The sequence below is a fragment of the Streptomyces sp. NBC_01351 genome (assembly GCF_036237315.1).
Taxonomy (GTDB): domain Bacteria; phylum Actinomycetota; class Actinomycetes; order Streptomycetales; family Streptomycetaceae; genus Streptomyces.
Map to the genome: position 1 here is coordinate 229,733 of NZ_CP108356.1, position 23,875 is coordinate 253,607.

The 23,875-nt window shown below is 70.4% G+C and carries 17 protein-coding genes, 1 tRNA gene and 2 pseudogenes; 10 read left to right on the forward strand and 10 right to left on the reverse strand.

Annotated elements, in window-relative coordinates; translation table 11 throughout:
* Positions 1–182 precede the first annotated feature (182 nt).
* Complete coding sequence (locus OG625_RS01220) at positions 183–1,421, reverse strand: hypothetical protein (RefSeq protein WP_329376038.1); 1,239 nt, start codon at positions 1,419–1,421, stop codon at positions 183–185.
* Positions 1,422–1,827: 406 nt separating this feature from the next.
* Here OG625_RS01220 and OG625_RS01225 point away from each other — a divergent pair, with 406 nt between their 5' ends.
* Both OG625_RS01225 and OG625_RS01230 read left to right on the forward strand, forming a co-directional pair.
* Positions 1,828–3,108, forward strand: a complete 1,281-nt coding sequence (locus OG625_RS01225) for a serine hydrolase domain-containing protein (RefSeq protein ID WP_329376040.1) — start codon at positions 1,828–1,830, stop codon at positions 3,106–3,108.
* Positions 3,109–3,317: 209 nt separating this feature from the next.
* Positions 3,318–3,689 carry a hypothetical protein gene (locus OG625_RS01230; RefSeq protein ID WP_329376042.1) on the forward strand — a complete coding sequence of 124 codons (372 nt, stop codon included), beginning with the start codon at positions 3,318–3,320 and terminating at the stop codon, positions 3,687–3,689.
* Positions 3,690–3,871: 182 nt separating this feature from the next.
* Here OG625_RS01230 and OG625_RS01235 read toward each other — a convergent pair whose 3' ends face one another.
* Positions 3,872–4,576, reverse strand: coding sequence for a DUF4386 domain-containing protein (locus tag OG625_RS01235; protein ID WP_329376044.1), 705 nt, complete (start codon positions 4,574–4,576; stop codon positions 3,872–3,874).
* Positions 4,577–4,697: 121 nt separating this feature from the next.
* Here OG625_RS01235 and OG625_RS01240 point away from each other — a divergent pair, with 121 nt between their 5' ends.
* Positions 4,698–5,381, forward strand: a complete 684-nt coding sequence (locus OG625_RS01240; protein ID WP_329376046.1) for a TetR/AcrR family transcriptional regulator C-terminal domain-containing protein — start codon at positions 4,698–4,700, stop codon at positions 5,379–5,381.
* 171 nt (positions 5,382–5,552) lie between these two features.
* A complete protein-coding gene (locus OG625_RS01245; RefSeq protein WP_329376048.1) occupies positions 5,553–5,825 on the forward strand; it encodes a hypothetical protein in 273 nt (90 codons plus the stop codon).
* A gap of 34 nt (positions 5,826–5,859) precedes the next feature.
* Here OG625_RS01245 and OG625_RS01250 read toward each other — a convergent pair whose 3' ends face one another.
* Positions 5,860–7,140 (reverse strand): RNA-guided endonuclease InsQ/TnpB family protein, encoded by a 1,281-nt coding sequence (locus OG625_RS01250; protein WP_329376049.1) that lies wholly within the window; start codon positions 7,138–7,140, stop codon positions 5,860–5,862.
* Positions 7,141–7,163: 23 nt separating this feature from the next.
* On the opposite strand from OG625_RS01250, the gene tnpA reads away from it, so the two are divergent.
* Positions 7,164–7,592 (forward strand): IS200/IS605 family transposase, encoded by a 429-nt coding sequence (tnpA, locus tag OG625_RS01255; RefSeq protein WP_329376051.1) that lies wholly within the window; start codon positions 7,164–7,166, stop codon positions 7,590–7,592.
* Between the two features lie 161 nt (positions 7,593–7,753).
* On the opposite strand, the gene OG625_RS01260 is transcribed toward tnpA, so the two are convergent.
* Positions 7,754–8,158: a hypothetical protein gene (locus OG625_RS01260; RefSeq protein WP_329376053.1), complete on the reverse strand. Its 405-nt coding sequence runs from the start codon at positions 8,156–8,158 to the stop codon at positions 7,754–7,756.
* A gap of 117 nt (positions 8,159–8,275) precedes the next feature.
* Positions 8,276–9,052 carry a YqjF family protein gene (locus OG625_RS01265; protein ID WP_329376055.1) on the reverse strand — a complete coding sequence of 259 codons (777 nt, stop codon included), beginning with the start codon at positions 9,050–9,052 and terminating at the stop codon, positions 8,276–8,278.
* 403 nt (positions 9,053–9,455) lie between these two features.
* On the opposite strand from OG625_RS01265, the gene OG625_RS01270 reads away from it, so the two are divergent.
* The 3 genes and pseudogenes from OG625_RS01270 to OG625_RS41360 form a co-directional block, all read left to right on the forward strand.
* Positions 9,456–9,662 (forward strand): hypothetical protein, encoded by a 207-nt coding sequence (locus tag OG625_RS01270; RefSeq protein ID WP_329376057.1) that lies wholly within the window; start codon positions 9,456–9,458, stop codon positions 9,660–9,662.
* Between the two features lie 552 nt (positions 9,663–10,214).
* Positions 10,215–10,288: transfer RNA gene (locus tag OG625_RS01275), tRNA-Met, on the forward strand.
* A 709-nt stretch (positions 10,289–10,997) separates the two neighbouring features.
* Positions 10,998–11,234: pseudogene (locus OG625_RS41360) on the forward strand (glycosyl hydrolase); the annotation flags it as partial.
* 341 nt (positions 11,235–11,575) lie between these two features.
* On the opposite strand, the gene OG625_RS41365 reads toward OG625_RS41360, so the two are convergent.
* Together OG625_RS41365 and OG625_RS01285 are read right to left on the reverse strand one after the other, a co-directional pair.
* A complete protein-coding gene (locus tag OG625_RS41365; protein WP_443067657.1) occupies positions 11,576–12,304 on the reverse strand; it encodes a hypothetical protein in 729 nt (242 codons plus the stop codon).
* A 474-nt stretch (positions 12,305–12,778) separates the two neighbouring features.
* A complete protein-coding gene (locus tag OG625_RS01285) occupies positions 12,779–13,546 on the reverse strand; it encodes an NPP1 family protein (protein ID WP_329376061.1) in 768 nt (255 codons plus the stop codon).
* Between the two features lie 233 nt (positions 13,547–13,779).
* Between OG625_RS01285 and OG625_RS01290 the strand changes: the two are divergent.
* Positions 13,780–13,987 (forward strand): annotated as a pseudogene (locus OG625_RS01290) (hypothetical protein); the annotation flags it as partial.
* Between the two features lie 490 nt (positions 13,988–14,477).
* Here OG625_RS01290 and OG625_RS01295 read toward each other — a convergent pair.
* Positions 14,478–15,104, reverse strand: a complete 627-nt coding sequence (locus tag OG625_RS01295; RefSeq protein WP_329390368.1) for a TetR/AcrR family transcriptional regulator — start codon at positions 15,102–15,104, stop codon at positions 14,478–14,480.
* 76 nt (positions 15,105–15,180) lie between these two features.
* Here OG625_RS01295 and OG625_RS01300 point away from each other — a divergent pair, with 76 nt between their 5' ends.
* On the forward strand, positions 15,181–16,785 hold the full coding sequence (locus OG625_RS01300) for an FAD-binding oxidoreductase (RefSeq protein ID WP_329376063.1): 1,605 nt from the start codon (positions 15,181–15,183) through the stop codon (positions 16,783–16,785).
* A gap of 73 nt (positions 16,786–16,858) precedes the next feature.
* Here OG625_RS01300 and OG625_RS01305 read toward each other — a convergent pair whose 3' ends face one another.
* Positions 16,859–17,380 carry a hypothetical protein gene (locus tag OG625_RS01305; protein WP_329376065.1) on the reverse strand — a complete coding sequence of 174 codons (522 nt, stop codon included), beginning with the start codon at positions 17,378–17,380 and terminating at the stop codon, positions 16,859–16,861.
* 70 nt (positions 17,381–17,450) lie between these two features.
* A complete protein-coding gene (locus OG625_RS01310) occupies positions 17,451–23,669 on the reverse strand; it encodes a DNRLRE domain-containing protein (protein ID WP_329390370.1) in 6,219 nt (2,072 codons plus the stop codon).
* Between the last annotated feature and the right edge of the window lie 206 nt (positions 23,670–23,875).

A 23,875-nucleotide genomic window follows, 5' to 3' on the forward strand; every position in this document is an offset into this window, starting at 1 on the left:
GGCCAGATACTCAGCGGCCGCCTCGGCGCCAGGCTCCCTGCTGTATCGACGGCATCGATGCCAGCCAACTACCCGGCCTCCAGGCTTCGCACTCCACCTGCGCAGGGACAACAGCGCCGTGGCGGCCGGGCTCACCCTGGACTGGAGGCACCCTGCGGTCGGCCTTGCCCGTCCGGGTCTGGTCAGCGAAAGTCAGGGCTGGTCGTAGCGGCCAACCGTGCTCCGGCGGCGGCCCGTACTTCGGAGGTCTCCATCGGGTCGTCGCGCAGCACGGCGATCCGTTCCATGGTCTGCGGTTGGTGGGGTGCCGAGGCAATGCCCAGCAGCCGTGTCCGGTGCTCGCAGTCCCAGAGCGACTCGGTGTACGCGTCGTCCAGCCCGGTCGGGTCGATTGCGGCGAGCGCTTGAAGGTAGTCGGCCCGTTCGTACGAGTGCGGGGTGTGCAGCCAGTAGGCCCGCAGGACGGGCACGGCGTCGGCGGCTGCGGGTCCGAAGCGGGCCAGTCGCTTCGCCGTCTCGTCGGGGCCGCACCAGGTGCGGGCCTCCCATTGGTCGGCGAGTTCGGCCACGAGCCCCGGTAGTGCCTCGGGGCCGGGGTGGTCGGCCAGGACATCCGCGCCCAGCCGGGCCAGCCATTCCCGCTCGTCCGTGGCCCAGCCGCGGGCCGCCGGCACGGCGAGGGCTCCGAGGCGGTCGACCGCCCTTAGGAGGAAGGGCAGGGGTCTGCCGCCGTTCCCGGTGCCGAGGGTGGGCACCAGCGGGATCAGCCCCGCGGCCGGCTCCCGGCCGGCCAGCGCGCGCAGTGCGTCGACCTTCGTGCTGAACTCCGTGCCGTCGGCGGCCAGCAGAGCGAGCAGCTCCTCGTCGCTCAGCCCGTCCAGCGACGGCCGCGGAGGAAACCGGCTGCCCGGCACCTCGATCCCGAACCGGGTCCAAGGCTCGTAGGACCACGGAAGATCCTCCTCCGCGCCCATCCGGGCACGCGCGACGTCGCCCAGGTCCTCCCACCACTCGGCCGGCCAGCCGGTCGAGACCGACTCCAGTACGCGAACCCAGTGCTCGCCCTCCCGGACGTACGCCCGAAGCCCCTCCCGGGCCTCTTCCGAACCGGCGACGGCGAGCAGCTCCAGCACGTAGGCGGCCCGGGAGAACTCCTCCTCGTCCCCTGCCAGCTGGTCTACGACCGGCGTCGGCGACAGCTCCAGGTCCCGGATCAGCCGTGCCTGGTAGAGGTAACGGGTGTCGGTCTGGTAGTCCCACTTCCAGTCCCGGCGGATCCCGTCGTACACGAATGCGGCGGCCTCGAGTGGATCCTGGCGCGCCCGTATCGCGCCCAGGCCGCGCCCCCGCTGCAGCAGGCCCTCAAGGCAGTCGTGTGAGGCGTAGGAAAGGGTGCGGGAGGTCTCGTCGTGGTAGCTCATCGCACCGCACCCTGCCCCATCGGGGGCGAGGTTGCCATGCGATATCGGCGCGGACGCGGTGGACCTACGTCTGAAGGGCCCGCAGACGGGAAGGAACTCGAAGGACATACCGCTACCTCGCTCCCGATGGTGTCCGCGGAGATCCGCACGGTCTTCACCCAGCCCGACCGACCATGTGCCAAGTGCCCCGGCTCGACACCGTCGTGGACCTGCTCGGCCACCACCCTCAAGGTCAGAGAGAAGCTGCTGGGGGTGCAGGAGGACCTGGCCGCGTTCATGGGCCGCGTCGCCACAGGGGCACGGTCTAAGCTCTTGATCGTTCCGGCTGCCCAACCAACCAACTTCTCTGGTGACTCGGCGGCTGCGGACCCTTCCTGTCCGGGATCGAGTGAGTCGAGGAAGACACGTGCTCCTGCCCATCAACCGACGTTTGGCCATCAGCGCCGCCCTGCTTGCCGTGGTGGCCGGGGTGGGGCCGGCCACCACCGCCCAGGCTGCGCCCTCCCTGCCCTCCGGTGTCGCACAGACCTCGGCGCCGACCCCGCCGGCACCCGACCTCGAGGCCCTGGTCCAGGCGTTGACGAACACGACCGCCGCCGGGGCGCCCGGCGCGATGGCCCGTTTCACCGGCCCTGACGGCGTGCAGAGCAAGACGGTGGGCGTACGCGACACGACCACCGGTAAGGCCATGGACACCAAGGCCCGATTCCGGATCGGCAGCGTCACCAAGACGTTCTCGACCGTCGTGCTGCTGCAGCTCGTCGCCGAGAAGAAGATCGAGCTGGACACCTCGGTCAACCACTACCTGCCGGGTCTGCTGCCCGACGACCGGATCACCGTGCGCCACCTGCTGAACCACCGCAGCGGGCTGGCGGATTACACGAACGCCATGTTCGCCGACACCGTGCCCGGCTTCGAGGCTGTGCGCAACAAGGTGTTCGGCTACAAGGATCTGGTCAAGCTCTCGCTCAGCGAGCCGCGCACGACCGAGCCCGGCGTGTCGTACAAGTACTCGAACACCAATTTTGTCGTCGTCGGCATGCTCATCGAGAAGGCGACCGGGCACCCGGTCGCCAAGGAGTACGACCGCCGCATCATCAAGCGCCTCGGACTGCGCAACACCTCGTACGTGCACCCCCGGACGGAGATCAAGGGGCTGCACATCCAGGGCTACCTCACCCCCGACGAGGCCGGCGCACCCCTGGTCGACTCCACCGAGCAGACGGTGTCCTGGGCGCAGTCCGCCGGCGCGGTGATCTCGAACGCGGCCGACCTCAGCACCTTCATGTCCGCGCTGGTGAACGGTCGGCTCCTGCCGGCCGCGCAGTTGGACGCGATGCTGACGATGACCCCGACCGACACGACGAACACCCGCTTCTACGGTCTGGGCCTGCGCCGTTACGACCTCTCCTGCGGCACGTCCGTGTACGGGCACACGGGCACGGTGCAGGGCTTCTACACCTACGCGTTCACCACCCGCGACGGCAAGCGCAGCCTGACCGCCATGGCGAACACCTCGAATCGGGGGCAGGCGAACACGGCCCTGGGCGGGACGCTCGAAGCGGCGTTCTGCGGCAAGAAGCCCGCGGCGGCGACCGCGCGTGGCCTCTCCTCCGCCTATGACGTCCCGTCCTCCGCGGTCTCGACCCCGGCCGAGGCCGACCTGCCGGAGCACAACGCGCACTGATCCACCGGCGGCGGCCCGCAGGCACCGTGCCTGCGGGCCGCTGCCCGTACGTTTACTGACCGACCATCACCCCGCGGTGAACGTCATGCTTCCGCGAATGCCTTCCTGCGGACGGGTCGACTGCGTAGCCCGGGGTGAAGGCGGTAAGGCTCCGAGCCACAGTGGCCGTATGGTCTGCCCGCAAGGCGGTTCGGCCGCATAATGCCGCGGTGAACAGAAACCACATGATCCTCGACTGTGGACTGCCGTTCGAGGAACGGATCAGGGAGCTCGTCCGGCTGTGGATCCGCGACGGACGTGGGCGCGACCACCTCCTGACCGGCAGGGCCTTCTTCGCGGTGTACTCCTGGCACCTCAAGCACTGGACCGACCACGACATCACGTGGGCAGAGTTCGTCGCCGCCTCCTACGACGCCATCGGGAGCAGCAACGGCTGGGAGGCCATGCTGCGGGACCGGGCCGCGTGCGACACCTGCGGAAACCGGTACCGCCTGGAGAACATCGGACTGTGCACCGGATGCATGCGGTACACCTGCTATGCCTGCGGCGTCCACGAGTCGTGTACCGGCGAGACCCTCTGAGCGGCGCCGCCTCCGCGGAAGTGTCGCTGCCTCCGGCCCGGCCAGGCTCTGGTCCGCGAACGCACAGGTCACTTGTTGCCCGACTGGATCAGCGAAGCGGAGCGTGACGCACCTCAGCCGATCCGAGTACGCCAGTCCCGGTGCGTCGCGCCTCCGGTACCGCCGTCAAACTCGGGGTGGCCTCACCGGCGGGCGCCTGTCGGATCAGCCACTTCTCCGTCTGCCCGGGACGCGGTGCCCGAGCCGGGCCCGAACCCCCTGACGATCAGCCACCCGGCCAGCCCCAGCTCCCAGGCGAACACCGGGAGCGCGGCGACCGCCCCCGCCGCGGAGAGCTGCGCATAGGCCCCGAACATCACGGCGACGGCCGAGGCGCAGATCAGCGGCCCGCCGATCAGGCCTAGCACGGCGATGAAGCGCGGCACGAGCCGTGTGCGGTACGCCAGATACGCGAGCACGACGGTGTTCAGGCCGAGGGCGATGTTGGGTCCGAGCAGGAACGTCCAGTCGTGTACGGCCATCAGCGCGGCGTCGGCGCCGTCCGATGCCCCCGCGTCCCGCCGGAGGGTGACGAGCGCCAGGACGGCCACGATTCCGAGGGCGATGACGGCCGCCTCCAGCAGCCGCCCGAAGGCGTACCCGAGCGCGAGCCCCTCGCCGTGGCGCCGCAGGACGGGGAAGAGCGCCGCCCCGGTACCGGCCACCGCCACCACCAGCGCCACCTCGCAGAGCACCCCGAGCAGTGCCTGCGTGTCTGCGCCCTGCGCGAGCCGGCCGTCCGCCGCGCCCAGCAAGGGGCGGTACAGAATCGCCCCGGCTATCGCGGCGACCTCCGTCAGCAGGAACAGCGACCCGGTGGCCACCGCGGTTCTCCGGTCCGGACTCATCTTCTCGGCACCTCTCGCTCAGCGTGTGGTGTACGCCGTACACCTGGCAGTGACCCTAGGGTGTACGGCGTACACTCGTCAAGCAGAGGCCGCCGTCGAGGAGGGAAGGGGCCGAACCGGAATGACCCGGCAGGAAGCCACGCACACGCAACGGATCCCCCTGAACAGGGACCGCGTCCTGCGCGCCGCCGTCGCGCTCGCCGACGCCACCGGCATCGACGCGCTCAGCATGCGCAGGCTCGCGCAGGAGCTGGACGTCGTACCGATGGCCCTCTACAAGCACGTGGCCAACAAGGAAGAGCTGCTCGACGGCATGGCCGACGCCGTCGTCGGCGAGATCGACCCGCCGGCCGCGGGCACCGACTGGCAGCGCGTGGTCCGCGATCGGATCCTCTCGGCCCGGCGGGTCCTGCTGCGCCACCCTTGGGCGGCCCGGGTCATCGAGTCGCGGACCGGCCCCACCCCGGCCGTGCTGGCGTACCTGGACTCGATGGCCGGGAGTTTCCGGGAAGGCGGCCTCTCCGCCGACCTCACGCACCACGTCATGCATGCGATGGGCAGCCGCCTGCTCGGCTTCAGCCAGGAGCTGTTCGACACCTCGGGCCCCTCCGGGCCTCCGGACCCCGGGCTGGCGGCGCACTACCCGCACATCGCGGAACTGGCCGCGACGGCCGCGCACGACGGGGGCTCGACGGTCGGTGGCGGCTGCGACGACCAGTTCGAGTTCGAATTCGCCCTGGACCTCCTCCTGGACGGCTTCGAAAGCCTCCGCCGCCGGGGCTGGACGTCCGCGCGGAAGGCGTAGCGGGTGCGGCAGGCGGGGGCTGATCTAGCATCGAAGGGGGGGACGGAATCCCAGCCGAGCGCGGGCCACTGGTTGCGCGCGGGCCCTCATGTGCTCGGCGCCGTTCCCACGCGGATCCGGCAACACTCAGCTCCCGGGCCGCGCGACGATCCCGGAGAGCAGGTATCTCCCATGCGCACGTCCATCCGTATCGCAAGTGTCCTCACCGGCCTGACCTTCGCGCTCGGTGGCGTGGCCTTCACGGCCCCCGCCGCCCACGCCGACGTCACGGCCTGCATCAACCAGGTCGAGCGGGAGCTGCAGGGCGGGGAGGCCCCGGCCTCCATCCGGGCGGCGTGTTACGTCGGACTTGGCGGTGGCCACGACGAGTGCGTGTCAGGCCTGACCGCGGGCGGCGTGACCAACGGGACCGCGGTGTCCGCCTGCCGGGTGGCTCCCAATTGAAGTGCTCTCCCGGCTGAAGCCGGGAGATTCCTGCTTACCTTGCGGTAGCGGGTTTGACGCGCTTCGCGCGCCTGACGACTGCCCTTCCGGCAGCCGGGATGAGCGCGAGGCCCATCCGGTACAGGTGCAGGACGTTGCGGGCTGCGTTGTGGTCGGCATTGCCCGACCATCCGCAGTCCGGGTTCTTGCACACGAACACGGCCTGGGACTCCCGGCTGCCGGGCGTGGTTAAGCCGCAGACGGAACAGCGCCGCGAGGTGCCGGGGGCAGGGACCTTGACGAGGGTGCCGCCGTACTGGGCGGTCTTGTACGCCAGCATGCTGACCGTCCGGCCCCATGCCTCCCCGTGGATGGAGCGGTTCAGCCCGGTTTTCTGGGCGACGTTCTTCCCCGGTTCCTCGGTGGTTCCCCTGGCGGATTTGACCATGTTCGTGATGGTGAGTGCTTCGACCACGACGGTGCCGTATGTGCGGGCGATGGCGGTGGTTGTTTGATGCTGCCAGTCCAGGGCTCTGCGCTTGGCTTTCGCGCGGAGTCCTGCGATCTGGTCATAGGTGCGGTGCAGCCGACGGCTGGTGCGCTCGCCGGGCTTGCGGTGGCGCTTACGCTGCGCGGCACGCTGCTCCAAACGAAGGAGCTTGGCCTTCTCTCGACCGGTCAGCCACTCGCCGTGCTCGTGCGTCGTCCCGTCCGAGAGGGCGAGGGGCACGGTGACGCCCACGTCGATGCCGACGTCCGGTCCCTGGTGGGGTGCGGGCTTGGCCTCCAAGGTCTGGACACGGAAGGCGATGTGCCAGCCGAGCGCGTCCTTGACCAGCCGGGCCCCGGTGATCCGGTTCTCCGCGCCTGCACGCTTGCCGACTGGAAGGTCTTTGGTCCACCGGAAGCGGACCCGGCCCGCCTTGGGAATGTTGGCCATGCCCCAGCGGCGGTGCACGCGGGTGATGTTCAGGTCGCGGCCCTGCGGGATGTCCACGGACATCACCGTGCGGAACCGGCCCTTGAAGTTCGGGGCGTCGGCCCGGCCGTCCCAGCAGTTCTTCCACGCCTGGAAGTACGTCTTGAGTACCGCTTGCGCGGCCTGCGCGGGAAGGACGGCCAGGAAGTCGATGTCCTCGCGGGCTTGTCGGATCGCGGCGTCCGCGTTCGCGAGAGTCCGCATTTCCTTCGGCATCATCCGCCACCACGCGTGGAGAAGGTTCCACATCGTACGGGCCGCGTGGGCCTGGCCGTCAGTCCTCAACACCTGGGCAGGCGACAGCAAAAGCCGGGCGCGATGCCCGAACTGCCGCTTGACCAGGGTGTCTTGACTCACAATCGGGAACCTAGCATTGGTTTATGTCACCGCGCTGGAACCCTCATCCCGATGTCAGAACCGGTCGCCATGTTGTCTACAACCTGCACGTTCACTTGGTTTTCGTCACCAAGTACAGGCGGGAAGCGTTCACCGACGCGATGCTGACCCGCACCGAAGAGATCATGCGGGAGGTCTGCGCCGACTTCGAGGCCGAATTGAAACAGTTCAACGGAGAACAGGACCACGTGCACCTGCTCGTGCACTACCCGCCGAAAGTCCAGCTCTCCAAACTGGTCAACTCCCTCAAGGGCGTCAGCTCCCGCAGGCTCCGCCAGGAGTACGCCAGCCATGTCCGCCGGTACCTGTGGGGCGGGCACTTCTGGTCCGGCTCCTACTTCGCCGGATCGTGCGGCGGAGCACCCCTGACCGCCGTCAAGCAGTACATCGAAAACCAGCAGCGTCCCGTCTGACCGTCACCCCGGAGGCGCAGAGGACTCCGGCGCTCCGCGCCTCCGGGTCAGGGATGGCCTTCACCCCCGCCCTGAAGGGCGGAGCACTGGCCAAGATCAGAGGTAGAAGCTCTTGACCTCTGCGGACGGGTTCTCCTCCGGCGAGGTGAGGCAGGGTCTCTTCAGCTGCGGTCTTCGCCGCAGCCGCAGTCGGTTTCGACGGTCACCTCGGTGGGCCAGGTGTCGTGCTCGATGAAGTGCGCCAGGGCGTGGCCGGCGACATCGAAGGCGACCGTGTCCCGGTCGGCGTAGGTGTCGACCTGACCGTTGGACAGCCGATAGTCACCGGAGAAGCCTTCGCCTCGCGGATCGACGAGATGCTCACCCGGTTCGTCTTCCCTCTCCAGCAACACGACCATCGCGCGTTCTCCGTTGGTGACCACGGCCAAGAGCCGCCCCGCGTCATCCTCGAACCACGTCTCCTGGCTCCCCCAGTCCCACCGATGTCGAAGCAGCTGTCTGGCTTCCTCACCGGAGTAGGCGTGACCACCGGTGCCTTGCAGGTGCCAGCGGTTGGTAGTGGTCACAGTGCTCCTGCCTCGATCTGGTGTCTCCCAGCAGACGTGGCCAGGCACAGCCGATGGCAACGCCGGGACAGCGTCTGAAGAGGTCCCCATTCTCGCGGACCTCGGCCACGGCCGAATTCAGGGAGTGGGGATGCCGCCGGGCCGGTTGGGCGGACGTCCGAAACTGACCGGGACTCCCGGTGAGTACAGCACGCTCACGGGCGGTCCGGCCGGTGCGGGCAGGCCGGCTGCCGCGACCAAGCTCTCGTCACAGTCGAGGAGTTCGGCGCGGTGCAGCGGCCAGCGGGGGTGGGAGTTTGGGAGGTAGAGCGCCCGTCCGAAGAAGGCGCTGTGCATGCCCCAGCGGGCGGTGAGGAAGTGTTCGAGCGCGGTGGGGGCCTCGATGCGCTCGCCGACCCGTACGGCGATCCTGCTGTGCGCGCCCCGCGGCCCGGGCCAGCGCCGGCTGCTGGTGTACGTGACGGTGTCACCTTCGTGGCAAACGGCCATCCGCGACCAGACGTACGGCAGGCGGAACCCGGCCCGGGCGACGGCCACCGGGATCAGGCGGGAGGCGTCGAGCGAGCGGAAGACCACGCCCCGTCGCCCGTGCGCGTCCACGGAGTAGAGGCGGACATTGGTCTCCGGGAAGCTGCCGAGGTACGGGATCCCGGGCAGGCGGAACCAGCCGACCCGGTGCATCCGGAAGGCGACGAGACCGACGTACGTGACCCCGTCCAGCGTGTCGGGCACGGCTCCGGGCGGCAGCAGCGGTGCCACGTCGGCGGGGTCGACCGCCCAGTGCAGGAAGGCCAGGTCGAGCCAGGACTGGGTGAGCAGCGGGCGGTCCGCCGTGTGCGGCGGATCGGCGGATATGGGTTCCGGGTCCAGGGCAGTGGTCGGCGTGTCCGGCATCGCGCCAGTATCGCCGTACGGCTCCAGGGGCTGCGCTCCGGGTCCGTGACGCGGTGGGCGTCCTGGATCGCATGCGGCAGGGACATGGGGGCGCGGGGGCGGCCGACCCGCCGTCATCCGCCGGTCGCAGGCGCGGTTCGGCGCAGGGCGCGGGCGGGGCGGGCGGGGCGGGAAAGCGGTGGAGCCGAGGTCGAGGTCGGTCGCGCGGGGACGGCCGGGGCGGAGACCGTGAACGGCGCCCCTGGCCCGCGCACCTATGCCGCGTCCGGGTCGGCGACCGCGATCAGGGTGCCGCAGCCCCTGCCCCTGCCCCTGCCCCCAGTCGCGCGGACACCCGGTGCACGCCGCGGCTCCCGCTGCGCTTGCGAGCGGGCGAGGCGAGGGCGGCCGCTGCGTCCGCCAGGTGTTCCGGCTGGGAGACGCAGTAGCCGGTGAAGCCCTCGGCCGCCGTCCGGGCCGCTTCGCCCGCCACCGCCGCGGGCCGGGCCAGATTCCGCCCACCGGACCGGGCAGATGCGCGGCCGCCGAGGCCGCGGCGACGATCCGGTACACCCAGGCGGCCGTGGCCTGCACCGACAGCATGCCGTCGGTGAAGTCCGGGCAGGCGTGACGGCTGGTGAAGCCGAGCCGTACGACGGCCTGGTGGCGGGCCGGCGAGGGCGCTCGGCGCAGCGCCTCGGCGCTGTCGATGACGGGGATCAGCGGGGTGCCCGGGCTGAGCTCGGCGATCCGGTCCAGGTCGTCCGTTCCGCCCACGCACGTGACCATCAGACCGTCCACCACCCCGGCCAGGCTCCGTAGCACGGCTTCGCCCTCGACATTCCGCGGTGGTGGGGAGATCAACGCCCAGCACTGCCGCCCGGGCAGCACCGCTACGTCCGGAACACCGGCCGGGGCGGACGACGCCGGCGGCAGCCGGCCGGACCACTTGCCTCGCGAGGACTCCACTCCGCGAACCGACGAGGGGGCGAAGGGTGGGCGTCGCTTCGTTCTACGGCCGTGCCACGGGCCCGGCTCATCGGCGTGCTGGAGCCCGGCTCAAGGCGTGGCCGGGTCCAGCGGGTGGGGCCCTCGTTGCGGACGCTGTCGACCGCGGTCGACACCGACGCCGGGACGAGTGGTCAGGGGGCGGCCCGCAGTGCCGTAGGGTGAGGTTTACCGACGCGGGGTGGAGCAGCTCGGTAGCTCGCTGGGCTCATAACCCAGAGGTCGCAGGTTCAAATCCTGTCCCCGCTACTAACCAGAAGGGCCCGGATCCTCGACGATCCGGGCCCTTCTGCATGCCCCGACGCGCGGATGAGGGTGGTGGTTTTCACCTGGTCGGGCCAAGCGGAGGCGGTCGGCCGCCGCGAATGGCCCAGCATCGGGCCACCGGAGAGGCCGCAGGGTAGATGAGATGCCTAACGTCGCTGTGTCCGACACATCGGTTCGCAGAGCTTGTGGAGGCGTCATGCCCCATCGAGGCCGCCGGCTGGCGGGCGCCTGTGTGAGTACGGTCGCCGCCGGCCTGCTCGCTACCGGGGGCTCCCTCGCCACGCCCCCGCAGGAGTCTTCCGGCAGCAGGGGCGGGACCGACGTCGCGATCGGCGCCTATCTCCACTACGGCACGCCCGGCGTCGAGCGGATGCAGGAGCTCTCGCGCTGGCTCGGCGGTACCGACCTGCGAGCCGGGCACACCTACCTGCCCGGCGACACCTGGTCGAACATCGAGGGTGCACCCGATTCCCTGCGCAGCTGGGCACGGTGGCGCAAGGCGAGAGCCGATCGGCTGTTCGTCCTGAACGTCCCCATGCTGGAGCGCAACGAGGCCGGCGTCCCGGACGGCCGCGTCGCCGAACTGATCCGCTCCGGCGCGCAGGGTTCGTACGACCACCACTTCCGGCGGCTGGCCGAGCGTCTGGTCGCCCTCGGGGTGCCGGACACGGTGATCGTGCTCGGCTGGGAAATGAACGGCTTCAACTACACCCACCGATGCCGGCCCGACCCCGAGAACTGGAAGAGGTACTGGCGGCGCATCGTGGCTGTCATGCGCACCGTGGAGGGGCAGCGGTTCCGTTTCGACTTCTCCCCCAACCGCGGCGGTGACGCGATCGCCTGGACCAGGTGCTACCCCGGCGACGACGTGGTCGACGTCATCGGCATGGACTCCTACGACCAGGAACCCGGGCGTACGTTCGACGAGCAGGTCACCCAGCCGTACGGACTCCAGCAGCAGGTCGACTTCGCGAAGGCGCACGGCAAGCGGATCTCGTACCCCGAGTGGGGGTTGTTCCGCAACGGCGACAACCCCGACTACATGCGGCACATGCTGGCCTGGATCGCCAAGCACAAGCCGCTCTACCACAGCATTACCGACTACTGCCCGCACGGTGTCTGGCAGTGCAGCCAGAACCCGCGCTCCGCACGAGTGTTCCGTGAGTTCCTGTCCACCGGACAGGGCCGCGGGCCCTCTTCCGGCTTCGACCGTGAGGGCTACGAGCTGCGGCCGGGCCAGGGCGGCGATGACCGCTCCGAAGACGGCGGTCAGGCCGGGGCGTTCCAGGCGGCCGTCAGCCCGTCAAGCCACGCGGGCGGCAGCTCTGCCGCGTCCCACTCCTCGCGCAGCTCCTGGGGTGCGGCGACGAGCCGCTCCAGCACGGCGATGCTCGTGACCGAGTGGAGGAGGGAATAGCGGCCGTGCACCGTGATGGAACTGCCCGGTCCGAACGCCGCGAACAGCCGCTCCAGCCGGACCCGGTGGGCCGCGACGAACTCCGTCAGCCGCCCGGCGTACCCGGCCCGCTGCCGCGGGCTCATCGTGCCGAGGACCGCGCCGAGGACCTCCTCGGTCACCTCCGGATCCAGCTCCGAGACCTCGGTGAACGACAGGTGCAGAGGTGTGACCGCTACCCGCGCCCACTCCACCTCCATGCGCCCGACCCGAGGACGCTCCCCCGCCTGGTCCTGTCGGTCGTCTGGCCCCACGACCCGTAGCAGGGTCCGCTCGACGACGGCGCCGAGCTCCCCCAAGAGGTCCCCGGCGCCGTCGAGCCAGCCCGACTCGTAGGCCTCGCCCTTGTCCCCCGGCGCGCTCCGATCACCGCTCAGCTCCTCGTGCGCGAGGGCCAATGCACCCGCCTCAAGGAGACCGATCAGGTGCCGCGCGTCACCGTGAGGGACTCCCGCCCGAGCGAGGAGCTGCAGCAACGTCGTCCTCACGTTGTCGACACTCACTTCGTCCGGCCACTGCCGTCCCTCGTCGGCCGTGCTCATCGGATCCTCCTCATCGCTCGGGTGGTGCGGTGTGTGCAACAGATCGCTCCCTTTGACCTTCCAACGCCCGACAGCCGAGCTGTGATCCCCAGTGGTGCGGGCCCGGGACGCTGCCGTACTCACGTTGGGTCGGCTGAGCCTCGTTTGTCTTCAACGTGGACGACGATCTCGGTGTTCATGAGGTCATCATGCGGCAGAGCACCGACGCAGGGTGACCGGCACCCATGGCGAATTCGCGGCTCTTGAACATGCGGGGCCTGCCATTCCCGAGGCACACCGCGGACGGCAACCGACCGGGGAGAGGAGAGCAGCCCTGCGGAGGATGATGTTCCGTCGCCAAGGGCGAGGTGGGCACCGAGGCAGGCAACGATGCGTGCCGGGTGCGCGACGCCGCGGGGACCGGTCCCGTTCAGAGCAGGGGGCCGGCGCCCGCGGTGTGCCAGGTGGGCCGCCAGGTGGGGCCAGGTGGGCCGACTACAGGTACGGGTCGAAGGTGATGCCCGCCGGCTTGGCTTCCGCCAGGTGGGATGCGAAGGCGCTGTCCTTCAGGCCGAAATGCGCGCTGCCGAAATCGGCCTGGCTGAGCTTGTCGCGGAGTGTCGCAGGGTAGCCGGACCACCCGACGAGGGCGGGGTACTGCCAGGCGCGGCGGTGGTTCTCGGGCGGTTCGTCGTTCGTGTTCGCCGCGCGGAAGCAGTGTGTGCCGACGCCGTCCTTGTGATAGACGATCTTGGGGTGGGTGCCGTCCCAGCGGATCTGGTCGCGTGTGTGGATGACGAAGTCGCCGTGGGCGGAAGTCGAGACGTACTTGGCCTCGTTGCCCTGGACCCACACCACCACGTGCTCCCAGTCGTGGCGGTGGCCGCCCAGACTGATGCCTGGGATGGCCTGGTCCTTCTCGAAGTACAGGGCGTAGATCACGGCGCACCAGCCGTTGTTGCACTTCCAGCGGGAGTAGCCGTTGGTGTTGTCGAGGTCCGAGGCGTCCCGGCAATTGCCGTTGAGGGCACCGGTAGGACTGAGGCCGCCGTTGAGAGCTCCGTTCGGGCCTATGGCAGGCGTCGGGTAGCAGCCGTCGGTGTCGTAGTCATAGGCCGGCTGGAAGGCCAGCTCGATCGCTTCCGCCTGGCTGGGCAGGGCCGGGGGTGGCGCCGCGAAGGCCACCTGGGGAACGCCGACCACCAGCGCGAGGGCGGCGCCGACGACCACTAACGATCTCCGGATGTGACGGTTCGTCCGCAAAGCGTGCCTCCTGGCCGGTCGGGTTCGAGATGGCGGGCGGATCACGACCACCGTCGGCCGACACACCGGGAGCATCATTCGCGAAATGGGGCGGCGCAGCAAGGGTCCAGGCAGTCCCTTCCTTGGCCAGATGTCGACTAACTACCGCTCTCATGAGGAAAATTGACGGATAGACAGGAATGGGCGAGCGGCAAGGGGCCGTCACTCCCCTGCGTGGCGGGGCCCCCACTCTCGACGAGGTCATTGACTTTGACGTTGGCCTGCGGAAGTTGCAGGGTCAGGAGCGACTGGATGTGTTCTGCGGCTTCTTGCGGGAGATCGGGCGGTGCTTGGGCAAGCCGGTCCCGATGGATCCGCAGGGCGGTTACGGCCATCCGCTGCTCGGCTTCGATGGTGAGGCCGACCCGAGTCGCCCTCCTTGCCGAGCCACTGGTCATGTGACGGCTACCGCGGGCCGGGATGGGCAGAAGGTGCCGTCACGGAGCATGGCGAAGAGGACGTCTTCTCGGCGTCGGGCGAGGCAGAGCAGGGCTTGGGCAAAGGCGGCCTGAGCCGCGGGAGCACCGCCGCAGGCGAGTGCCGCTATGCCGCGGACTCCGTGGCGCCACGAGCGAGCGTCACACGGTCACAGTCCGATGGCGTTCATCAGGACGATGGCGGCGAGGTTCAGGAGGATGACGGCGACGACGACGCCGATCACGGCCCAGGCTCTGCGCGATTCGTCCATGTCCGCGAGTCACCTCCCGAATCGGGCCTGCCGCGACGCGGAGGCCCGGCGGCCGGACGGAGGTCCGGCGGCCTCCATCCATGATGACCCGGTTCCGCGCGGCGCACAGGTGGGAAGCGCGTGGCGCGAGGTAGAGGTAGAGGTCGGGGCGACGAGGCCCTGCGGACGGAGGAGGGCCGGCAGGGCCGGGCTTCGCCTGCAGCTTCAGCGGCCGTCGGAGGTGAGGGTCGCGGCGGCCGCGAAGAGGCGGGCGCAGCGCTGCGTCATGGCCTCCGGGGTTTGCTCCGGGTGCTTGACCCACCAGCGGACGAGGGTGGCGACCAGGTCCCGCCAGACGTACTTGAGCGCGTCGGCGTCCAGCGGGTCGGCGGATCCGGCCGCTCGCAGCAGTTCGGCGGTACCGCCTGCGGCAAGCCGGTCGATGGCCGACCAGTACCCGGAGGCCCGGCGCTCGGCCTCACCCCCTGGGGGCAGCGTGGTGTCGTACACCACGAACCACGCCTCCCGCTGTCCCTCCAGGGCCTCGAAGATGCCGCGCAGCACGCGGAGGGGTGTTTCCGGCGCTCCCCCGTCGGCGCCCATCGCCGTCCGGATGGCCTCCAGGAGCCGGTCCCCGATGGGCACCAGGCAGGCGACGTACAGATCCTCCTTGGTGCCGAGGTACTGGTGCAGCAGCGTCTTGGTGACGCCCACGCGCGCGGCGATCGCGGGGAGTGACGCGGCCGCGTAGCCGCGGGTGCCGAACTCCTCCGTGGCGGCCTCCAGCAACTGCTCCCGGCGGCGCTCTCGCGGGACTCCCTTGGTACCGGCTTTCGAAGGTGGGGTTGCCATCGGGGTTGCCATGCGTCGATATTATCAGTAGGTAATTTACCTACAGGTAAGTTCCCGCGATCTCTGGAGCGCATCCATGGCCGGCACCACCCCGCAGCCGACGTCCCGTACCCGCTCCTGGTGGGGATGGGGCTGGACGGACGCGCACCCCGACGACGCGGAATGCGCCGCGATGGGCGCCCTGCTCCCCGGCACCCTCGCCCGCCCGCTCCCCGTCCCCCGCGTCCGCGACCTGGGCATGGGCGCCCCCGCGGTCGAACCCCCGCGGAGCCTCGCCCACCTGGTCAGCGCCGAGCCCGGGGACCGCGCCGCCCACGCCATGGGGAAGGCGTACCGCGACGTGGTGCGTGCCCTGCGCGGGCGGCCCGGCCGCATCCCCGATCTCGTCGCCCGCCCGACGGACGAGCGGGACGTGGCCGACCTGCTGGAGTGGGCCGGTGAACGGCAGGTCGCCGTCGTCCCGTACGGCGGGGGTTCCTCGGTCTCCGGGGGCGTCGAGTACCGCGGCGACGCCCACCGGGCGGTGCTGTCCCTCGACCTGACCGCCATGGGACGCGTCCTGGAGGTGGACGCCGAAGGCCGGGCCGCGCGCATCCAGGCCGGCACCCTCGGGCCGAGCCTGGAGGACCAGCTGCGGCCCCACGGACTCACCCTGCGGCACTTCCCGCAGAGCTTCGAGTTCTCCACCCTCGGGGGCTGGCTCGCCACCCGCGCAGGCGGCCACTACGCCACTGGCCGTACGCACATAGACGACTTCGTGCAGTCGTTGCGTGTTGTCACCCCGGCGGGCACGAGCAGCTCCTGGCGCCTGCCCGCCTCCGGGGCGGGTCCCTCCCCCGACCGGCTGTTCCTGGGCTCCGAAGGTGCCCTCGGCGTCATCACCGAGGCGTGGGTCCGTCTACAGGAACGGCCCCGGCACAAGGCGTCGGCCGCGGTCTTCTTCGCCGGCTTCGACGACGCGCTCCGGGCGGTGCGCGCCATCGCGCAGTCCGACCTCTCCCCCGCCAACTGCCGTCTGCTGGACGCCGGCGAGGCCGCGTTGTCGGGCGCGGCGCAGGACGGTTCCGCCGTGCTGGTCCTGGGGTTCGAGTCGGCGGACGAACCGGTGACCGCCCGGCTCGAACGGGCCGTCGGCCTGGCCCGCTCGCACGGCGGCCGGTACGGCGGGACCTCCGGTACGGGCGAGGGCCCCGGCGGCGACGAGGCCGTGGGCGCCTGGCGTTCGGCCTTTCTGCGGATGCCCTACCTCCGCGACGGTCTGGCCAGGATGGGCGCCGTCGCGGAGACCTTCGAGACGGCAGCCACGTGGGACCGGATACCCGGCCTGATCGACGCGGTGCGCACCGAGGTCGGTGCGGCGGCGCTGAAGGCCACCGGCCACCCCGCCACCGTCAACTGCCGTCTGACGCACGTCTATCCGGACGGGGCGGCGCCCTATTTCACCGTCCTGGCTGCCGGCCGGGCCGGTGACGAGGACGCCCTCTGGGACGACCTCAAGGCCGTCGCGGTCGAGGTCCTGCACCGCCACCGGGCGACCATCACCCACCACCACGCCGTCGGCCGGGACCACCGTCCGGGCTATGACCGCCAGCGTCCCGAGCCATTCGCCCTCGCCCTGCGGGCCGCGAAGGGAGCGCTCGATCCGCGGGGCATCCTCAACCCCGGTGTGCTTGTGGACTGAACGGGGCCCCGGGCAACCGGCGATACCGCCGGCAGTGCCGCGGCTCCGGAACGGGAGCCGCGGCACGCGGGGGTCAGGCCCAGGGCTGGACGGCCGCGGCGCAGGCCGCCCACAGGGGCAGGACCAGCAGCGCGACGAACCCGTCGTGCTGCACGCGGGAGTACCAGAGCCTGCCGCGTTCCGTCAGCCTGGCCCGGCGCAGCGCCGAGCGGGCGATCTCGTGGCCTGCCTCGCGGGAGACGCACAGGGCCGCGGGGAAGGCCGCGACCGTCACGGTGAGGTACCCGGCCGGCTCCGTACGGGGCAGGAACAGCCCGCCGACGAGCACGAGTGCGGCGATCACGAACCAGGCGCCCGCGCGGAACCCGAGCGTCGACATGGCCTGCACCCACACGGGCTCGGACTTCCGGCCGATCCCTCCGGCACGGGCGGCCTTGGTCGCCGCCATGGCCTCCTCCGTCTCGGCGAGTTCCCGCGCGGCCTCCGCTCGGTCGCCCTTCGCCGAAGCCAGGAAGAACGCCCAAGTGATCATGCGGTCGGCCCACTGGAAGGGGCCCTTCGACGGGACTGCGCGCTTCGATTGCTCCGAAGGCATGCCCGCTCCTTTCCATGTCCGGCCGCGGGCGGGGCGGTACGGATACCGCCCCGCTCACGGTCCGTGCTGATCAGCGGCGGCGGTAGTCCTTCCACTCACCGTAAAGCGTGTAGCCGGTGTTGAAGCCCCCGTAGTACCAGTCGACCCGGTTGACCCTCCTCACGACGCGACGGTTGTAGCGTCTGTGAGCCTTGCTGGCCCTGCTCCGGGCCCGCTTGTGGGCCCGTGACCTGCCCCGGACGCCCTTGGGGGCCTTGGCCATCCGACTGGCTCTGCGGACGTTGTTGAACTTGGTGACCGCGCGTCCCGCTCCGAAGGTCGCGGCTCCGGCTATGTCCATCCAGCCCGTGCGGTCGCCCCGGGACACCTTGTAGATGCCCCGGCCGAGGCTGATCCCCGCGGAGACGAGGGCGCACGCGCCGCAACCGAACATTCCGGCGATGGCGAGTCCGGTGCCGACCCGGTCGAGGAACTTGCCCCAGCCGAAGCGGCCGTCCAGGTCGTACTCGTTGACGGGGTCGGCGGGATAGCCGTACGCGTTGGCGTTGCCGCCGTGGACCGGGTCGACGGACAGGAAGCGTCCGCTGACCGGGTTGTAGAGGCGGACTCCCATGAGCGTCAGGCCGGTGAGGGTCTCGCTCGACCGCTGCTTGGCTCCGAGCCAGTCGTAGCGCGCCACCGGCTGGCCGGCGCGGGGATTGCCGTACTCGTCGTTGTCGAGGGCAACGGGGGCCTTGCCGATGTCCAGCGGAAGCTGGAGGGCCACGTCGCCGTGGATGGTGGTCAGTTGCAGGACGGTGTCGCCGGTCTTGCTCGTGGTGGCGGCCAGGTCACCGGAAGCGGATTCGACGTTGCGGGTCAGCTCCCCGGTGGCGGTGTCCTCGGTGATCCAGCGCGGGTTGTCTCCGTCGCTGTCGTAGTGGTTGACCTTGGATCCGGTCTGGCTCCAGGTGCTGCCGCTGCCGGATTCCGTCTTCCAGGAGCGCAGGCGCATGGACGAGTCGAGCTGCCAGGTCTGGCGCTGGCCGCCCGCGGTCTGCTGGTGCACGAGGTCGTTGGCGTAGTAGCCCACCGTCCCGTGGCCCGGCAGCGTGGTGGTGCGGCCGAGGTTGTCGTAGACGTGGCCGGTGTCGACCAGCCGGTCGGCGCTGTCGTAGGTGTGGTTGGTGGTGGTTCCTCCGGTGGCCGGGCAGTCCGCGCCGGGTGTGGAGGACGCCGTGTTCAGGGAGGTGCGGTTGCTGCGGCCGTCGAAGGCATAGGTGCGCTTGGTGCAGACGGTGTCCGCGGTGTCCTCGACGGTGGTCAGGCGGCCGGTGCCGTCGTACCGGTACTTCTGGCTCGACCAGCCGGCGTGGCTGGTGACCTGGCCGTGGACGGACTCCGTCACGGTGTCGGAGTAGACGACGGCGGAGTCGCTGTCGCGGGTGTAGGTACGGCGGGTGGTGGCGCCGGCGGTGTCCTCCGCGGTGGTGACGGTGTAGCCGCCGGGCAGCTTCTCGCTGCTGACGGATCCGTCCGCGTCGTACGTGGCCTGGAAGACTCCGGCGACGGAGTCGGTGGCCTTCGTGGCCAGACCGCGCGGTTCGGCGGTGTGGTCGTAGGTGTAGGTGGTGGTCGACGGCGTGTTGTCGGTGGCCTTGACCGGGCGGCCCAGCAGGTCGTACTCGGTCGTGGTCGTGCCGCCGTCGGCGTCCGTGTAGGAGATCTGGCGGCCGAGCTTGTCGTACGCCTTGGTGATCGTGCCGCCGGTCGGGGAGGTCGTCTTGACCGGCCGCCCGGTGTTCGAGTCGTACTCGGTGGTCACTTCCGGTACCGCCTGGCCGAGGCCACCGGTGAGGGTGGTCTTCGTCGGGCGGTTCGCGCTGTCGTAGGTGGTCGTGGTGGTCCGGGTGGTGCCGTTGGCGGTCTCGGTCACCTTGACCGGGTGGCCCCACCAGTCGTACTCGGTGGTGCTGGTCGGCAGGTTCGCCGGGTTGGCACCTCCACCGGTGATCGCGCCCGCCGGTCCCGTCGAGCACAGCAGGTCGGCCCACTCGGGGCGGCCCTGGCAGGCTCCGGTGCCGGTCGCGGACCAGTAGGTGGTCACCCGGGTCGCCGCGTCGGAGCCGGACGCGCCCGGCGCCAGCTGCTTGGTGACGCGGCCCTGGGCGTCGTACTCGGTGGTCTCGGTGAGTGCGAGCCCGCCCGAGTCCCTGATCCGCTGAACGGGCAGGCCCTTGGCCCAGTCGAACACGGTCTGCGACGCACGGCTCTCGCCGAGGACGGTCGGGTGCTCACGCACCTGGGCGCCCGTCGTGGCCTTGGTGACCTGGTTCTTGATCTTGGCCGTGCCGTCGGTCGGGCGGCCGGCGTCGTACTCGTTGACCGTCCAGCTACGGGCCGTCACCGCGGTGTCGGCCGGTACGAGGACGGTGCTGCCGGACTTGAGGTCCGCAGTCAGCTCGATCCGCCGCAGCGGCCCGAGCTCCTCCAGCTCGCGCGTGCCGGTGTCGTTGTGCACGGAGACCGTGGACAGCAGCGCCGCGCGCTCGGCGGAGTCGGTCTGGGCGATGCCCAGATCCGCCTGTACGGCGCGGTCGGCAGCGCTCAGGCCGAGGGCGACGGCGCGGTTCGCGGCGGACAGCTCCCGAACGGTGTTGCCGAACCGGTCGTACTCGGTGGTGCCGATGTGCCCGCCGGGCAGCGCGGAGTTCACCGAGCGCCCGGACACGCCGAGGTACATGACGTTGGCGCGCTGATAGGCGGTGGCCGTCAGGGCCGCGCCGTCGTGCGACGCGGGGACGGAGTCGGCCGGGAAGACCGCCGTCGCGTCCGTCGGGGCGTCCGTCTGGCTCCACGCCTTCACGTCCGCCGCGCCCATGGCGTAGGGCGCGCCGGCGCCGGTGAGCGGGACGTCGTACACGACCGAGGTCGCGGCGGTGCCCTCGGTGACGTCCGTGGTGCCCTGCTTCAGGCCGGAGCGGGAGGCCTTGAGCAGCATGCCCTCACCAGCGGTGACGGAGTCGCCCGCCTTGCCGTACGTGAGGTTCCACGCCAGATCGCCGCCGTTGCGCACCATGTTCAGGCGGCCGTCGCCGTCATAGCCGTACTCGGTGAAGGTGCTGAGGCCGATCACGTCGTGCCAGGTGCCGCGCAGCCGGCCGGAGTCGTCGTACTGGTACCACTGAACGGTGCGGGCGGTCGCGGAGGCCGCTCCCGGCTCCGTGGAGCGCAGGAGGATCTCCTTGACCTGACCGGCGAAGTCGCCGTAGGTGAGCGTGCCGGCGGTGGTGCTGGTGGCGTACACGAACTCCAGCGACCGGCAGCCCTTCGTGGACGGCGTCGCGGTACAGGTGGCGGCAGACGCAGCCGAGCTCGGGGCGATGATCCTCTTGGGCCGGGCCAGCGTCTTGCCGTTCACGGTGACGGTCTCGGAGACCACCGTCGTGGTGGTGTTGGCCAGCCCGTCCAGCAGGGTGGACGAGACCTGCCACGTCGTGGCGGCCTGGTCCGGCTTGGTGAACTCGGTGACCGTACCGTCGGTGTCCGAGAGCGTGAACGAACCGGTCACGCTGCCCGTGAGGGTCAGGTCCTCGGAGCCGGACTCCGGGATCCAGCCGGTGCGTGCCGCGTTGGCGGCGAAGTGGATGGCCTCGCCTTCCGAGAGCACCACGTCGACCGCGGTGTCGGAGATCCGCCGGACGTGGGAGTAGTCCGAATCGGTGACCTCGGCCACGGTTCCGGAGGCCCACTCCTTGCCGAAGATGGCGGCCTGGCCCTCCTGCTTGGCGCCCTTGTCGGGGGTACGGGAGGAAACGCTGCGCGCCACCGACATCCCGAAGGCCGAGGCGTCGGAGGCCGACAGGGTGTAGTCGCCCGTCAGGAGGTTGACCGAACCGGGGCCCACCTCGTCGGTGGCCGCACCGGCCGCGTTCCGGTCGACGATGACGGCCAGCGGCTCGGTGGCGCCGGTCGCGGAGTTCGGACCGGTGAAGTCGGCCTTGATCTGGACGGTGCCGTCCGGGTCGACGGTGTCGGTGGCGTTCCACACCAGGGGCGGGTTCTTCCCGCCCGTCATCGGGACCGGCCAGGAGGTGAGCGGGGTGCCGCCGGCGGTCACGTGGCCTGCGGGGATCTGCACCCAGGGGTCGGCTTCGGAGCGGCGCCAGGAGAAGGAGACATTGTCGTACTTGGTGCCGTCCGCCTCGGCGGCCAGGGCGAGGCGGCGGGCCGTGCGTTCGCCCTGGGCGGGCTGGACGAAGCCGCCGGGTCCGGCGTGGAAGGTGTGCTCGATCGCCTCGGACTTGTTGTCCGCCTTGTCGACGGCGCGCACCTGGAGGGTGTGGGTGCCGTCCTTGGCCGGGGCGATGGAGATCGCCTTGGCGCCGGCGGCTCCGCCGGTGGCGACCTTGGTCCAGTTCACGCCGTCGAGGGACCACTCGAGCCAGTTGTGGTCGGCGGCGGGCGGGGTCACCGTGAACGTGCCCGCTTGGCCGGCGCCCTTGACCCAGGCGTTCGACGGGTAGTCCGTCGAGGTGATGGCGGTCGGGGCGGAGGGGGCGGCGGTGTCGACCGTGAAGGTCTTCCACGCCGACCAGCCCAGGTTGTAGTGCGTACCGTCGTAGGGGGAGCTGCGGAACTCGTACGTCTTGCCGTTCGTGAGGACCCCGGCCGGAACGTTCACCGAGGCGACCTGCCCGGAGGAGACGAACGAGGAGCGCAGGACGTCGCCCACCTGGATGCCGGTGGCGGTGTCGAAGATCTGGAAGGCGCCCTGGACGGTGTCACCGTTGGCGTCCACGAACGTGTCGCGCAGGGTCGGCGTCACCGTGTTGACGGTGTAGGCGCCGCCGTAGGAGAAGTACGGTGGGCCGGCCTCCTGCTTGGTGCCGGTCTTGGGCCGGTAGTTGTAGGTGACGACCAGCTTGGGCGGGTTCGCCGCGGCGTTGGCGGAATTGACCCGCTTCCACTGCGCGGTCACCGTCTCCGAAGAGGCCCGCAGGCCCATGCTGGAGTACGTCCACTTGTTGTTCGCCCAGTGCTGGACCAGGTTGGTGACGTTCGCGTTGATCCAGCCGTCCGCGGTGCACGCGGCGTTGCCCTTGGTCTCGGTGGAGGTGGCGTACTTGGCCACCATCGCGGGCTGGTTCGTCCACCGGGAGGCGGTGGTGGGACTGTTGGCCGTCCACACCTCCCACGGCTGCGCGGTGCACGCGGTGTTCCCGGAGTGGAAGTTCCACAGGCTGAGCTTGGCGTCCGAGACGAGCGCGTCCGCCACCGGAGCCGTGTTCCAGGTGATGAACGACCGCGCCGTACGCGGCGTGCCGTTGGCGTTGACGGTGCCGGGGTTTCCGAGGTCGAGCTCGGTGTCGGCCGACCAGTCGACCGTCTCGCCCTGCTGGACGTAGGTGTCGAACAGGTTGCCCAGCGAGGACGTCGACGGGTCGACCGTGACCGGGTACGCCGTCTTCGGATCGGCGAGGAAGCCCGCGTCCGGGGTGATGACCAGATCGACGCCGTCCTTGGCCTTGACCACCTTCAAGGCGACCTTCGACCGGTGGGTGTGCTCGCCCGAGACGGGATCGACCGTCGCGTCCCACATCACGGGGGCCGGCATGGTGGCCGACTCCTTCGACTTCTTGTCGGTGAAGAGCACGCTGCCGTCGGCCTGGGGTTCGACCTTCAGCCCCTTGGTCTTCAGCGGCATCGTGTAAGAGAAGCCCTCGGCGCCGGGCTTCGCCTTGATCTCCACGAACTGCTCGAAACCGGTACGGGTCGCCTCGACCACCACGTCCGCACCCGGTACGGCGTTCACGTACGCGGCACGAGTGCCGTCGATCTGCGGCGCGGGCAGCCCGCCCCTCCACTGGAGGGCGATCTGTTCGTCTCCCTCGCCCAGCGTCACCAGGTCGGTGGCGGGAGAGGACTGGGCCGCCTTGAGCGAGGCGCTGGGAGATCCGGTCTTGCCGGACAGCTTCAGACCGCGCGGGTGGGCCTTCGAGGCCACAGAACCGTTCGCATCGGCGGCGAGGGCGACGTCGACGGTCTGCCAGTCGCCGGTGACCCTGTCCTTGAAGCGGATGGGGCCGGCACTCAGCTCCGTGGTGAGCGATCCGTTCTCGTTCACCCACGTCGTGGAGGTCTCGGTGCGCTCGGAAAGGGCCTCGACCTGCTTGCCCGAGAGCCGTGCGGCCACACGGGCCGATGGGATGTCGGCGGCCTGTGTGACCGCCTCGGGCTTCGCCTCGGCGGGCTGCCGATCCTCCGCAGCCATCGCCGCGGTGGTGCCGTCCACCAAGGCGACCGCCATGACCAGGGCGATGGATCCTGCGACATGGCGCAGACTCCGCCCTGACCACAGCCGCCCGCGTTCCTCCGCGGGATCGGACTGAATAGCCGTCATTGCCCCTCGCTTGTGTTGATTTCGCGCCACTCGAGTGGCGCGAAAGGAACGTAGCGAGGAGCGAAAGGCGGGGAATCGGGCCAGGATCACGCAAAGCCGGAAGCATTAATTCC